We start from the raw sequence: 13,639 nt of genomic DNA, 5'->3' as shown, positions 1-13,639 counted from the left end.
TTTTCGCTAAGGCGTTATTAACCATAACCGTGTGTAATCATCTCCTGACCTAAGCGCGGGCGACCAATCGGGAGATTCTCCGTGACGCATGCACAGCATAGTCGCGTATTCGGCAAGCGTTCGCAGGAGCATATCCTCATTCTCGCCAGTGGCGATAAGGTGCGCCATGCGACCATAAAGCCGTGGATGGCCGCCCTCGCCTTCTGCTTCGGCGGCGTCTTTGTCATCGGTTATCTCCTTGCCACGTCCTATCTTGTCCTTCGCGACGACCTGATCGGCGCGACTATGGCCCGCCAGGCCCGCATGCAGCATGATTATGAAGACCGTATCGCTGCTCTTCGCGCACAGGTCGATCGCGTGACCTCGCGTCAGCTGCTCGACCAGCAGGTGGTTGAAGACAAGGTCGACAAGCTCCTGGAGCAACAGATGGCGCTCACGTCACGCAACGGAAAGCTCGGCTCCCTGTTCGACCGCGCCGAAAATTCCGGGCTGACGCAGAAGGATGAGGCAGTTCCAGTTCAATCCTACGCACCCGAGATAAAGGACAAGCGCGCGTCGCTTTCAGCCGGAGCCGCAGCGATCGACAAACTTCTGGCAGGCAGGGACGAACCCGCCGACGCCACACCCGACAATTCTACGCTCGCCTATGTACCTGCGCGTGAAACTGCCGGCGACCGTGCCGACCGCTTGTTTTCGAAGGTTACGCTGACGCTGAAGGGCATCGAGGAGCAGCAACGCGCCCGTGTGGACCAGCTCACCGCCGATGCGGGCGACGCTGCCAACAACATCGAGAAAATCCTGACCCGCTTCGATATCGCCGTTCCGGAGCAGGCACTCGCCAAAGCTGCAGACGACAGCGCTGTCGGCGGGCCCTACATCGAACCGGAAAGCGACGACGACTTCAACAATTCCCTTGCACAGCTCGACACTGCTCTGACGCGATTTGAGGCGGTGCGCAGCACGGCGCAATCGCTCCCCTTTGGCACTCCGGCGGCCGGCAAGGAAATCACCAGTCCGTTCGGCAACCGGCGCGATCCGTTTCTAGGCCGGCTCGCGCTTCACTCCGGCATCGATTTCCGGTTCGCTCCCGGTGAAAAGGTTCGCGCGGCGGCGCCTGGCAAGGTCCTCAGCGCGGGCTGGACGGGCGGTTACGGCAACATGGTCGAGATCGATCATGGCAATGGCATCTCCACTCGCTACGGCCACATGTCGCAGATTTTGGTGAAAGCCGGAGACACGGTTGAGCGGTCCGGGGTGATCGGTCTTGCGGGAAGCACCGGGCGTTCGACAGGCACGCACCTGCACTACGAGGTCCGCCAGAATGGCCGCGCCGTAGACCCCATGTATTTCATGAATGCCGGGCTAAAACTCGCGAGTTACATCAAATAACCAAATGAAGTAACCATCGCTTTACCTGCACACAGGTTGCAGTTGCCGTATTCCTTGACTTGCAAGCCGTTTGGGACTATGTCGCGCTGCATTGCGGCATGCAATTCCGCCGACTCACCGGAGTTTGGCCGAACCTGAACGGAAATAGTTTTCCCTTTGACGACATTTGCTGATCTTGGCCTGAGCCAAAAAGTGCTTTCCGCCGTTACCGACGCCGGCTACACGACCCCTACTCCTATTCAGGCGGGCGCAATCCCGTTCGCCCTGCAGCGCCGCGATATCTGCGGGATTGCGCAGACGGGTACGGGCAAAACCGCGTCCTTCGTGCTACCGATGTTGTCGCTGCTGGAAAAGGGTCGCGCCCGCGCCCGCATGCCGCGCACGCTGATCCTCGAGCCGACGCGCGAACTCGCCGCGCAGGTCGCGGAAAACTTCGAAAAATACGGCAAGAACCACCGCTTGAACGTCGCGCTCCTGATCGGCGGCGTGTCGTTCGAAGACCAGGACCGCAAGCTTGAGCGCGGAGCAGACGTTCTGATCTGCACGCCCGGCCGGCTGCTCGACCATTTCGAGCGCGGAAAGCTGCTGATGAGCGGCGTCGAAATCCTCGTCATCGACGAGGCCGACCGTATGCTCGACATGGGCTTCATTCCAGATATCGAGCGCATCGCAAAGCTCATCCCCTTCACGCGCCAGACCCTGTTCTTCTCGGCGACCATGCCGCCGGAAATCCAGAAGCTCGCCGACCGCTTCCTGCAGAATCCGGAACGCATCGAAGTCGCCAAGCCGGCATCCGCCGCCAAGAACATCACGCAGCGTTTCGTCGCCGCGCACGGCAAGGACTACGAGAAGCGCGCTGCGCTGCGCGATCTGATCCGCGCACAGGAAGAGTTGAAGAACGCGATCATCTTCTGCAACCGCAAGAAGGACGTGGCCGACCTCTTCCGCTCGCTGGAACGCCACGGCTTCTCCGTCGGCGCTCTCCATGGCGACATGGACCAGCGCTCGCGCACGACCATGCTACAGAACTTCCGTGATGGGCAGCTGCAACTGCTCGTCGCATCCGATGTCGCCGCCCGCGGCCTCGACATTCCGGATGTCAGCCACGTCTTCAACTTCGATGTGCCGATCCATTCCGAGGACTACGTGCACCGCATCGGCCGCACCGGTCGCGCGGGCCGTTCCGGCGCTGCCTTCACCATTGTCACCGGTCGTGACCAGAAACACGCCGACGCGATCGAAAAGCTGATCGGCGAGAAGGTCGAATGGCTAAATGGCGACCTTACTGCTCTTCCGCCGCCCGAGCCGGGCCGCGAGGACGACCGCGCGCGCCGCAAGGGCAGCCGGGATCGCAGCGACAGGGACCGTGGCCGCGGCAAGGATCGCCGGGGTCATAAATCTGATATCGGCGCCGAGGATAATGCCGCCGAAACCATCGAAGCAGCACCAGCAAGGGCCGAAAGCGTGAAGCAAGAGCGCAAAGCAGACCAGAAGCCGCAAAACACCGCGCGCAACACCCGGCCCTATCCGGCGAACGACGACGTTCGCGAACGCCGCCGCTATCGCGACCACGACGACGGCCCGACGCCGGTCGGCTTCGGCGACGATATTCCCGCCTTCATGCTGATCGCGGCAAACGCCAAGATCTGATCTCTCGATGGGCAAGCCCGGCATCGATTTTCCGGGCCTCGGCGTAGGCCTGGTGATTTTGCGCGACGGCAAGATCCTGCTCTACAAGCGCATGCTTCCGCCCGAAGCCGGCTTCTGGAATATCGTCGGCGGCAAGGTCGATCATATGGAGCCGGCCGAACAAGCCGCCCGCCGCGAGGCCGAGGAAGAGACCGGGCTGAAGATCGGCCACGTCGAATTGCTAGAACCGACCGAGCAGATTATCGAGGCAGACCGCCAGCACTGGATTTCACTCCTTTACGTAGCGCGAGATGTCGAGGGGGAACCGCAACTGACTGAACCCGACAAACTTTCCGATTTCGGTTGGTTCGGCCGCCATGACCTGCCGCAACCGCTTTCGGCTTTCACAAAGGCCGCGATTGCCACTCTCAGCGAAACCGACTTCCGCTAGTCATTCCGCCCGCAACGCCGCCTCATAGGCAAGCCGCACCCACTTCGCCATCTCATCGGGATCGTCATAGGCAGCCTCGGGGACCGACCAATAAGGCATCTTTACAGGATTGCCTTTCTTCCCCTCGTAGAACCATTGGCTGGAACCGGCGGCAGCAAATTCCGGCGCGCTTTCGGCATCGGCCTTGAGCAGCACCTCTCCGCCGACTTCGACCGCCACGATACGGCCGAGGTGATAGATGCCTTTGCCGCCGAACATGCGCCTGATCGTCACGGGACCGAGACCCTGGAACATTTCCTCTATGCCAGCGGCGTCCATTGCTATTCCTTCAAAATGCCGCCCGCAGCGACAACGGCCTCGGGGGTATCCACGTCAAGATGCGCGCCCTCGCCTATATCGACATCGATGACAGGAAGTCCTGCCGCTTCGATGATGTGACGCGCCCCGACGTCTCCCTCGAGCGCAAGCACCGCCTGATAGAGCGATCGCGGCAGGATAACCGGATTTCCGCGTTTTCCCTGCGCAACAGCGCGAACGATTACCCGCCCGTCTGCCCGCTCGAATGCGTCGATCAAACTATCGAGATCCGTAGTCGAAACACCCGGCATATCCGCGAGCATGACGAGAATGCCGTCGGCGTCGCCCGCATGAGCATCCGCAAAGCCGGCCGCGAGCGAACTTGCCATGCCTGACGTGTAATCGGCGTTGAAGACGGGCTTCACGTTGAGGCCTTCAAGCGCGGCTTCGATTTCGCTATTCCGGTGCCCCGTCACGACGATGACCGAGCCTGTCTTGCTAGCGATGGCAACGGATGCACAGCGGCGGACCAGCGGCACCCCATCGAACTCCGCAAGCAGTTTGTGCTGGCCGGCTTCGCCCATCCGGCGCGCGCGGCCGGCCGCCAGCAGGACAATGGCGACCGAAGCGGCCGCGCGCTTTGCGGCAGGCACGTCGCGCGGCTGCGGTCGTGATTGTATCTCCATCAGCAGGCCTCCAACGCCCATGCCCGTCACTTCGCGCGCACCCGGCCGCTCGCCGGCCAGAATGCGATCGAGAACCCAGTCGAAACCGTTCTCCTTCGGGCTGCGAGCACAGCCCGGAGCGCCGACCACATACGTTGCCCCGATGCGGCCGAGAACCATCAGGTTCCCCGGATCGACCGGCATGCCGACGCTGAGAATATTCCCGCCCGCCTCGCGTATCGCCTGTGGAATGACATCCGCCTCGTCGATGACAGCCGACGCTCCGAAGACGATCACCAGCTTCGGCGCCAGCTCGGAAATCGCCATCACGTCCTTGATCGATGCGGCGAGCGCCTTGGTCTCGTGCGGCACCCGTCGTTCCCGCAGGAGCCGGTTGCCGGACCCCTCCAGGCGCCGCTCCAATATGCGCGCAGTCTTGTCCATCACGGAGACCTTCAGCGAGGACAATTCGGTCGCGATGAGGGAAACCGCGTATTCGACAAACGGCTTGACTTCGAAGGGCGAATTCGCGCGAAGTTCCGCACAGGCAGCATCGACCTTGGCGCCCGGGACCGCCAGTGGGATGATCTTGAAGGTCGCCACCATGTCGCCCGCGCTGATGCGCGTATGGTCGGCAAGACAGGCGAGCGTGATCGCCGGATCGATGCGGTTCAGCCGATCGACAGCCTCGCGGTTCGCCGCGAACAGGCCGTCGACGGCCGCATGGATGTTGACGCGGCCGGTCGCGGCCTCGGAAAAGCTGAGGTGATCGGGTGCAATCGCCTGCCCGAGACGGGCCGCAGCTTCGTCCTCGTCGAGATCACCGTCCTCCAGGCGAGCGGCAACAATCTTTTCGATGCCAGAACTCTTCAGTTGCTCGATGTCCGCAGCTTCAACCACATGGCCTTTCCGCAAGGCTCCGCCGGCCATCTTGATGGAATGGGCGAGGACAAGCCCTTCGGCACTTTCGACACTGAACTCACCGAAGATCATGCTAGTCACCTTTCGGAGACGTTACGTCGCGAGAGCGCAACGCCTGAATGATTTGCCCCAGAATCGCGACGGCTATTTCTGCAGGACTGGATGCGCCGATATTAAGCCCGATCGGGCCGTTGATCCTCGCCAGCTCGCCGTCGGAAAAACCTTCCATCCGGAGTCGCTCGAGACGCGAGCCGTGGGTCTTGCGGCTGCCGAGCGCGCCGACATAGAAGCAGCCGGTTCTGAGCGCCTCAGCAATCGGAAAGTCATCGATTTTCGGATCGTGCGTAACTGCGACGACGGCGGTGTAGGCATCGAGCGGACGATCCTTCAAAACATCGACCGGCCAGTCGGCTACCAAATCTATGCCGGCGAAACGCTCCGGGGTGGCGAAGGCCGTCCGCGGATCGATGATGCGCACATCGAAACCTGCAAGAGCCGCCATCTGCGCCAGAACCTGGCTGATATGCACTGCGCCTATGATGACGATATGCGGCGGCGGCAGATGCACGTTCAGAAAGTATCTCGCCTCATCGATCTCGCAGGTCCCCGATTTGCCGGAGCGGAACGTCGCTGCCACCGCCTCGCTCAGCGCAGCATCGACCGGCCCGCCTTCGACGATCACGCGATCCGTTCCACGCTCCATGTCCGTCACCAGCATGACGGCCTTGCGCGCCCGGCGGCCCGCATTCAACCGTTCCAGATTGACAAGATCCATCAGCCGAGCCTCTCGACAAAGACGCGGATGCGGCCGCCGCAGGATAGCCCGACGCGCCAGGCGGTCTCGTCGGCGACGCCGAATTCCAGCAGCTTTGCCTTGCCGTCGCCGATCACGTCCATCGCTTCCGCGATGACCGCGCCTTCGACGCAGCCGCCGGAAACCGAACCCTCGAAATTGCCCTCGCCGTCGATCACCAGATGGCTTCCGACCGGACGCGGCGCCGATCCCCAGGTTTCGATCACAGTCGCGACAGCCACATCGCGGCCGCTCTTCTTCCACTCCTCCGCCTTCATCAGCGGATCGAGACCGTAAGATGACTCGCTCATGCCAAGCCTCTCATTCTGTCGAGATAGCGCCGCGGATCATATGTTGACGAATTACCCGTACCAAGCGCCGCAGCAAGGTCGCTCAAAGATGATAGATTGTGAACCGGGCGGAATTCGTCAACATGCGGCAGCATCGCGCGCACGCCGCGCGCCCGAGGCTCGAACCCCTCGAAACGCAAAAGCGGATTAAGCCAGATCAGCCGCCGGCAGGATCGGTGCAGTCGGTCGATCTCCGCCGAGAGCAGTTCGATGCCTTCACGCTCTAGCCCGTCGGTGATCAACAGCACCAGCGCGCCCTGCCCGAGCACCCGGCGCGCCCACAGCCGGTTGAAATCCTTCAACGTTTCGCCGATGCGCGTGCCGCCCGACCAGTCCTTCACGGCGGCAGCGCATTCGTCCAGCGCTTCGTCCGGATCCTTGTGGCGCATCTGCCGGGTGACATTGGTGAGCCGTGTTCCGAAGAGAAATGTGTGGACGCGGCGGCGACGCTCGGTCAGCGCGTGGAGGAAATGCAGGAAGATGCGGGTGTACTGGCTCATCGAGCCGGAGATATCCGCAAGAACCACCAAGGGCGGCCGGATTTCCTTCTGTTCGCGATAGCGCGGCAGGATCAGTGAGCCGCCGGTGCGCAGCGCCGAGCGCATCGTAGCGCGAGGATCGACCAACCGGTGAACGTGCGATGGCCTGAACCGCCGTGTCCGGACGGTGTCGAGCGACAATTGCAGCCGGCTCAGCTCTTTCTTCGCCAGCGCAATTTCGGGCGCCGACATCTGCGCGAAGTCCATTCGGCGAAACACCTCGTTGCCCGAAGTGGTAAAGCGCGCATCGATTTCGATATCCGGCTCCTCACGCGGAGGCTTGTTGCCGCGCTGATCACCCAGAAGCGCATCGCTGACGCGCGTTTCGCCCGCTTTCGCCTTTTCCTTTTCGCGGTTGTCCGGCGCGCGCGGCGACATCATGGCGATCATCTTCTCCACCAAATCGCGGGAACGCCAGAAAAGCCGGAAAGCTTCGTCGAAAACGGGCTTGTCCTCGTGCCGTTTGACGAAAATGGAAAAGAGCGCCGCGTGGAATTCCTCGCGCGATCCCATGCCGATCGCCTCGACGGCCTCGATCGCATCGGCAATGGAAGCCGGACCGATCTTGAGGCCGGCCTTGCGGAGGGTTCGGGCAAAGAAGACGATGTTATCGGCAAACCGCCCCTCGCCCGGCGGCACCGGCGGAACCACGACAGCATCCTGCGCTGGTTGCGTTTCCATATCTAAGCCGTCGCCCTGAGCTCGTCCTTGACGTCGTTAAGGACACGAGCCCCTTCGCTGCCCTGGATACGAGCAATGTCGTCCTGGTATTTGAGCAGCGTGCCGATCGTGTCGGAGATCGTATCCGGATCGAGCGCCAGACGATCGAGCTCAGTCAGCGCGGTCGCCCAGTCGATTGTCTCGGCGACGCCGGGATTCTTGAAAAGGTCGAGCGTGCGCAGTTTCTGCACGTAGGCCACGATCTGCTGCGAGAGAGCCTCATTGCAGCCAGGGACCTTCCGGCGGATGATTTCCAGTTCCTGCGCCGCTTGCGGATAATCGACCCAATGGTAGAGGCAGCGGCGCTTGAGCGCGTCGTGCACTTCGCGTGTCCGGTTCGTTGTGATGATGACGATCGGCGGCTCGGCCGCCTTGACGGTGCCGAGTTCTGGTATCGTCACCTGGAAATCCGAAAGCACCTCCAGCAGAAAGGCCTCGAACGCCTCATCGGTGCGATCGAGCTCGTCGATCAGGAAAACAGGTGCACGGCCGTCGGCGGAGGAAAGCGCCTGCAGAACGGGGCGGCGGATGAGATAGCGCTCGGAAAAGATATCGGACTCGATACGGCCGCGGTCGGTCAGGCCCGAGGCTTCGGCAAGCCTGATCTCCAGCATCTGGGCCGGATAGTTCCACTCGTAGACGGCGGACGCGATATCAAGGCCTTCGTAGCACTGCAGCCGGATGAGCGGACGATCGAGCGCCTTCGAAAGAACCTTTGCTATCTCGGTCTTGCCGACGCCAGCCTCTCCTTCGAGAAACAGCGGCCGCTTCATCTTCAAGGCAAGAAAAAGAACCGTCGCGAGCGACCTGCCTGCCAGATAGTCCTGCGTAGCCAGCATGGCAATCGTCTCGTCGATGGACGCAGGCGGCAGCGAATGATCAGGCATTTCTCCTCCGTTTCAGGGGAGTTATAGCGTGTGATAGTCCCGGTTCATATAGAGCAGGGCCGGTTTTGTTTCGTTGAAATGCACACCCACGACCTCACCGAAAATGATGTGGTGGGTCGACATCTCCTTGATCTCCATGACCCTGCAATCGAACGAGGCAAGCGCATCCCAGAGCACGGGGGCGCCGGTGACGAGCTTGCCGAATTTGCCGGTCGCAAACCGCTCCTCGTCGTTCATCGGCGTGCGTCCTGAGAACGCGTCCGCGAGCGCCTGATGATGCGCACCAAGCGTGTTCAGCGCGAAAATGCCGCTCCGGAAAAAGATCTCGTTCTTCGGGTTGCTATTGTTGAGGCAGGCAAGCACGCAGGCCGGGCTATCGGAGACCGAGCAGGCCGCGGTGATCGTAACCCCACGCCGTGCCTCGCCGAGCGCCGTCGTCGCAAGTTGCACATGACCACCAAAGCGACTCATGGCATCGCGATAAAGCTGCGGATCGATCGGCTGCCTGCTTAGCAAATATGGTCTCCTGCGGCCCCGCCGCTTGTTCCTGTGCCGCTAATATGGAGGTCATCCGTTATCTTTTCTACAACGAAGCCGACGAAATACGGCGTATTTGCCTGTTTTTCTTTGACGATTACCTCCGGGCAGATAAAAGAACATGAAGCACGAAAGGGAGCCGTCGATTTTCATGAACATTCTGCGTGGCATAGCTGCTTTTTCGATGCTGTTTCTTGCAGCGGCGGAAAGCCATGCCGCAGGTGTCACGATCGGCGTCGTCGCTCCCCAGAGCGGAAGCCTTCAACAGCTCGGTGCGCAGGTCTTTGCCGGGGCAAACTATCAGATCACCAAGGACGGCAATACAGTTATCACAATCAACGAACCTTGCGAGGAAAACAGCGGCGGCGGGATTGCCGATGCGCTGGTGAACGCCAAGGTGCAGGTCGCGATCGGCTTTCTCTGTAGCGAGACGCTCGAAGGGGCGCTGCCGAAACTGAAGGAAGCCAATATCCCGGCAATCACCGTCTCGGTGCGCGCCCGCATCCTGATGGAGGATGCATTGAAGAACGGCTGGCCGCTGTTTCGCCTGGCGCCGCCCGATGGCGCCGAAGCTGCACGCATTATCGAAGTAATCCTCCGCGATTGGGCGGCGGACCCGATCGCACTCATCGAGGATGGCACCATCCATGGCCGTGAGTTGACCGAGGCCGTCAGAAATGCGCTCGAGGAAAAGGGGCTGAAGCCGGTCTTCACCGACACTTACCGTCCGGGTCAGGAGCAGCAGATCGCCCTCGTCCGCCGCCTGAAGAGAGCCGGAGCGACCAAGGTTTTCATCGGCGGCGATCGCGCCGACGTCGCAGTCATTGCCCGCGATGCCACAGCGGAAAAAATTCCGCTCGACATCCTGGGTGGGGATGCGATGCGCGCCGCAAACCAGCCCATAGCCATGAGGGATGGAGTGCGGGCCGTGACAATACCGGAATATGCCGACGCTCCCGCGGCAGAAACCGCGGTAAAGGCATTGCGGGCGCAGGGCATCGAGCCTGAAGGCTACGTCCTTCCCGCGGCTGCCGCCGCAGCGATCGCGCAGCAGGCGGCAACAGCGGCCGTGGCTGAAGGAAAGCCAATCGCCGAGAAGCTTATCAGCACGACCTTCCAGACGCCGCTCGGCGATCTGTCGTTCACCGCCGGCCACGAGCTTTCCGACAACCCTTACAGGCTGCTGGAGTGGCGTGATGGTGCATTTCGCGTTCCAGCCCTTCAAGATTAGAATAAGCCGCCTATGCGGAGTTTACTGATGACTGGCATGCTGTTGCCCGATTGGCCGCGCCCTGCTAAATGGCCGCGAATTGCCTGACGAGAAAGAGAGTTTCATGACCCTGCCGATCCGGATCGCGCCCTCCATTCTTGCCGCGGACTTTGCAAAGCTCGGCCAGGAAGTGCGCGACGTCGTCGCGGCGGGCGCGGACTGGGTCCACCTCGATGTCATGGATGGCCATTTCGTCCCGAACATTTCCTTCGGCGCTGACGTCATCAAGTCGCTGCGCTCCTACACGGAGGCGACCTTCGACTGCCATCTGATGATTTCTCCGGCCGACCCTTATCTGGAAGCCTTTGCCAAGGCGGGCTGCGACCGCATCACCGTTCATGCCGAAGCAGGTCCGCATCTGCATCGCTCGCTGCAGACGATCCGCAACCTGGGCAAGCTGGCCGGCGTGACGATCAATCCGGCAACGCCGCTTTCGGCAATCGAGAACGTCCTCGACGATGTCGACCTCGTCCTCATCATGTCTGTGAATCCCGGCTTCGGCGGCCAGAAGTTCATTCCGGCAATGACCCAGAAGATTGCCGCCGCCAAGTCCCTGATCGGTGACAGGCCGATCGAACTCGAAGTGGATGGCGGCGTTGCGGTCGAAACCGCGCCGATGATCGCCAAGGCGGGCGCCAACGTGCTCGTCGCCGGCTCGGCGATCTTCAAAGGCGGCTCCATCGAAGCTTACCGGTCCACCATCAGCGAGCTGCGCAGCGCTGCGGAGGCCGGCCGTTCATGACACTACGCCGATCGGTCGCCCGTCCGGCAGGTCTGTGTGGCATGCGATCGAGAGCTGCGGCCAAAAGTCGGGTTCATTGCTGACGATGGGCCGGATACGCGCTGCCATACCGCCTTATCCCGATCTGCTCGGCGGCGCAGCACTCTGGGGCCTCATGATGATGGCGTCGGCGGTGACGGCCCTTTTTCTGCGCAACCGCCTGGAGACGCACCACGCGATCGAATTGGCGGTTCTTTATTTTGCCGGGGGACTTTTATCCTGGCCGTTCATGCTGCCGCTCGCCCGCTTCTTTGCCCATCGGCGCCGCATCGAAACGCGATTTGCCGCTTTCTTCGTCTGCCTGACGGCGGGCACGATGCTGATGACGGCATTTCTCTTTTCCATGGACTACCGCTACTTCTACTCACGCTGGCACGCGCCCTTCGGTAGCCTCACATGGATGTTCCAGTTCATGGTCACGGGCGCGAGCTCGGTCTATCAGTTCCTGGTGCTTGGCATGCGGCTCTTCCTGCCCCTCGGCCTCGTCTGCCTGCTTGCGACCAGCTACGCGCTGGCACGACGCATGCGTTGAGATTGCCGCCCGTCTTTGGTACAGGGGCGCCAGAAAATTTCCTCTCAACGAAAGCAGTGAGCCATGATCCCGCGTTACTCCCGCCCAGAGATGGTCGCCATCTGGTCGCCCGAAACCAAGTTCCGCATCTGGTTCGAGATCGAAGCCCATGCCTGCGATGCTCTCGCCGAACTCGGCGTCATACCGAAGTCGGCGGCAAAGACCATCTGGGAAAAAGGCAACGCCGCAAACTTCGACGTGGCCCGCATCGACGAGATCGAAGCCGTCACGAAGCATGACGTCATCGCGTTTCTGACCCATCTCGCCGAATTCGTTGGGCCGGACAGCCGCTTCGTGCATCAGGGCATGACATCGTCCGACGTGCTCGACACGACGCTCAACATCCAGCTGGTGCGCGCCGCCGACATCCTGCTCGCCGACATGGACCGCGTGCTCGCCGCCCTCAAGGCGCGCGCCTTCGAGCACAAGGACACCATTCGTATTGGCCGCAGCCATGGCATCCACGCCGAGCCGACCACCATGGGGCTCACCCTCGCCCGCTTCTACGCCGAGATGGACCGCAACCGCGCTCGCCTCGTCGCCGCGCGCGCCGAAATCGCCACCGGTGCGATCTCCGGTGCTGTCGGTACCTTCGCCAACATCGACCCGCGCGTCGAGGAGCATGTCTGCGCAAAGCTCGGCCTGACGCCGGAGCCGGTTTCAACCCAGGTCATTCCGCGCGACCGCCATGCGATGTTCTTCGCCACGCTCGGCGTCATCGCCTCCTCGATCGAAAACGTGGCGATCGAAATCCGTCACATGCAGCGCACAGAGGTTCTGGAGGCCGAGGAATTCTTCTCGCCCGGCCAGAAAGGCTCATCAGCCATGCCGCACAAGCGCAATCCGGTTCTCACGGAAAACCTGACCGGCCTTGCCCGCCTGGTGCGCATGTCGGTCGTTCCGGCGCTGGAAAACGTGGCGCTGTGGCATGAGCGGGACATCAGCCATTCGAGCGTCGAGCGGGCCATTGGCCCGGATACGACGGTTACGCTGGATTTTGCCTTGAACCGCCTCGCGGGAGTGGTTGAAAAGCTCGTCATTTATCCCGAGAACATGGAGAAGAACCTCAACAAGTTCCGCGGTCTCGTGCATTCCCAGCGGGTGCTGCTGGCGCTGACGCAGGCCGGGGTTTCCCGCGAGGATGCCTACCGCCTCGTGCAGCGGAATGCCATGAAGGTCTGGGAACAGGGCAAGGACTTTCTTGAAGAACTGCTCGCCGACGAGGAAGTCCGCGCGGCACTGTCCGAGGAAGATATCCGTGAGAAGTTCGACCTCGGCTACCACACCAAGCACGTCGACACGATCTTCAAACGCGTTTTCGGTTAATCCTGACGCCATGCATAAAACGGCGCCGATGGCGCCGTTTTCATTTCTGCCTTCGTGATTTCGATAAGCCAGGACGCTTGCCGTTCTGCGATCTCTTGCCGTTTCCTTCGTCTTGTTGCCGCACGCGGCTCACCGCCGTCTGAGCCTGTCCCTTCGCAGCTTTCGCGACGAGTCGATCCAGATGCTCCAGATCCTCTTCATCGAGATGTTCGATACCGATGAAGCGGTTCTCGGCCTGGCTTGTCAGGATGATCTCGTTGAGCTTCGCCTGGATCGCCCGCGTGTCGCGCGTCTGCGCGTTCTGCAGCACGAAAACCATCAGGAAGGTTACGATCGTGGTGCCGGTATTGATGACCAGCTGCCATGTTTCCGAATAGTCGAAGACCGGGCCGAGGACAGCCCAGATAACAACTGCCACGAGCGCCAGGACAAAGATCACCGGCTTGCCCGCCCATTCCGATACCTTAGTGGCGAAGCGCGCAAAGACGTGCTGCGGCGTTCCCATGAAAAACC

The 13,639-nt window shown here is 61.5% G+C and carries 15 protein-coding genes; 7 read left to right on the top strand and 8 right to left on the bottom strand.

Going from position 1 to position 13,639, the window contains the following annotated elements:
• Positions 1-81 precede the first annotated feature (81 nt).
• The 3 genes from HGP14_RS17720 to HGP14_RS17710 all read left to right on the top strand — a co-directional run bounded on the left by HGP14_RS17720 (position 82) and on the right by HGP14_RS17710 (position 3,469).
• Positions 82-1,389: a M23 family metallopeptidase gene (locus HGP14_RS17720; RefSeq protein WP_168831166.1), complete on the top strand. Its 1,308-nt coding sequence runs from the start codon at positions 82-84 to the stop codon at positions 1,387-1,389.
• Positions 1,390-1,545: 156 nt separating this feature from the next.
• A complete protein-coding gene (locus tag HGP14_RS17715; RefSeq protein WP_168831165.1) occupies positions 1,546-3,039 on the top strand; it encodes a DEAD/DEAH box helicase in 1,494 nt (497 codons plus the stop codon).
• Between the two features lie 7 nt (positions 3,040-3,046).
• Positions 3,047-3,469 carry an NUDIX domain-containing protein gene (locus HGP14_RS17710; RefSeq protein WP_168831164.1) on the top strand — a complete coding sequence of 141 codons (423 nt, stop codon included), beginning with the start codon at positions 3,047-3,049 and terminating at the stop codon, positions 3,467-3,469.
• On the opposite strand, the gene HGP14_RS17705 is transcribed toward HGP14_RS17710, so the two are convergent.
• From HGP14_RS17705 to HGP14_RS17675, 7 genes are read right to left on the bottom strand one after another with little or no spacing between them, the layout of a single operon-like run.
• Complete coding sequence (locus HGP14_RS17705; protein WP_168831163.1) at positions 3,470-3,787, bottom strand: TfoX/Sxy family protein; 318 nt, start codon at positions 3,785-3,787, stop codon at positions 3,470-3,472.
• Positions 3,788-3,789: 2 nt separating this feature from the next.
• Positions 3,790-5,424, bottom strand: coding sequence for an NTP transferase domain-containing protein (locus HGP14_RS17700; RefSeq protein WP_168831162.1), 1,635 nt, complete (start codon positions 5,422-5,424; stop codon positions 3,790-3,792).
• 1 nt (position 5,425) lies between these two features.
• The gene (locus HGP14_RS17695) at positions 5,426-6,127 is read right to left on the bottom strand and encodes an XdhC family protein (protein WP_168831161.1); all 702 of its coding nucleotides are present in this window, start codon (positions 6,125-6,127) and stop codon (positions 5,426-5,428) included.
• On the bottom strand, positions 6,127-6,456 hold the full coding sequence (locus tag HGP14_RS17690) for an XdhC family protein (RefSeq protein WP_168831160.1): 330 nt from the start codon (positions 6,454-6,456) through the stop codon (positions 6,127-6,129). The genes HGP14_RS17695 and HGP14_RS17690 overlap by 1 nt, the downstream gene beginning before the upstream one ends.
• Entirely contained in the window at positions 6,453-7,715 is a 1,263-nt protein-coding gene (locus HGP14_RS17685) for a vWA domain-containing protein (RefSeq protein ID WP_168831159.1), read from the bottom strand. Before HGP14_RS17685 ends, HGP14_RS17690 begins: the two co-directional genes overlap by 4 nt.
• Before the next feature lie 2 nt (positions 7,716-7,717).
• Entirely contained in the window at positions 7,718-8,641 is a 924-nt protein-coding gene (locus HGP14_RS17680) for a MoxR family ATPase (RefSeq protein ID WP_168831158.1), read from the bottom strand.
• 21 nt (positions 8,642-8,662) lie between these two features.
• Positions 8,663-9,157, bottom strand: a complete 495-nt coding sequence (locus HGP14_RS17675) for a flavin reductase (protein ID WP_168831157.1) — start codon at positions 9,155-9,157, stop codon at positions 8,663-8,665.
• 172 nt (positions 9,158-9,329) lie between these two features.
• Between HGP14_RS17675 and HGP14_RS17670 the strand changes: the two genes are divergently transcribed.
• The 4 genes from HGP14_RS17670 (at position 9,330) to purB (ending at position 13,126) form a co-directional block, all read left to right on the top strand.
• Positions 9,330-10,409, top strand: a complete 1,080-nt coding sequence (locus tag HGP14_RS17670; protein ID WP_168831156.1) for an ABC transporter substrate-binding protein — start codon at positions 9,330-9,332, stop codon at positions 10,407-10,409.
• Positions 10,410-10,512: 103 nt separating this feature from the next.
• Positions 10,513-11,190: a ribulose-phosphate 3-epimerase gene (gene rpe, locus HGP14_RS17665; RefSeq protein ID WP_168831155.1), complete on the top strand. Its 678-nt coding sequence runs from the start codon at positions 10,513-10,515 to the stop codon at positions 11,188-11,190.
• An 85-nt stretch (positions 11,191-11,275) separates the two neighbouring features.
• Positions 11,276-11,761, top strand: a complete 486-nt coding sequence (locus HGP14_RS17660) for a hypothetical protein (RefSeq protein WP_168831302.1) — start codon at positions 11,276-11,278, stop codon at positions 11,759-11,761.
• Between the two features lie 63 nt (positions 11,762-11,824).
• Complete coding sequence (gene purB, locus HGP14_RS17655) at positions 11,825-13,126, top strand: adenylosuccinate lyase (RefSeq protein WP_168831154.1); 1,302 nt, start codon at positions 11,825-11,827, stop codon at positions 13,124-13,126.
• Between the two features lie 40 nt (positions 13,127-13,166).
• Here the strand turns inward: purB and HGP14_RS17650 are convergent, their stop codons facing one another.
• Entirely contained in the window at positions 13,167-13,631 is a 465-nt protein-coding gene (locus HGP14_RS17650) for a low affinity iron permease family protein (RefSeq protein WP_168831153.1), read from the bottom strand.
• Positions 13,632-13,639 lie beyond the last annotated feature (8 nt).

It is taken from the genome of Rhizobium sp. P32RR-XVIII, assembly GCF_012641395.1.
Classification (GTDB): Bacteria; Pseudomonadota; Alphaproteobacteria; order Rhizobiales; family Rhizobiaceae; genus Rhizobium.
The sequence above is the reverse complement of the archived record's forward strand: the minus strand, read 5'-3'. Positions and strand labels throughout refer to the sequence as shown.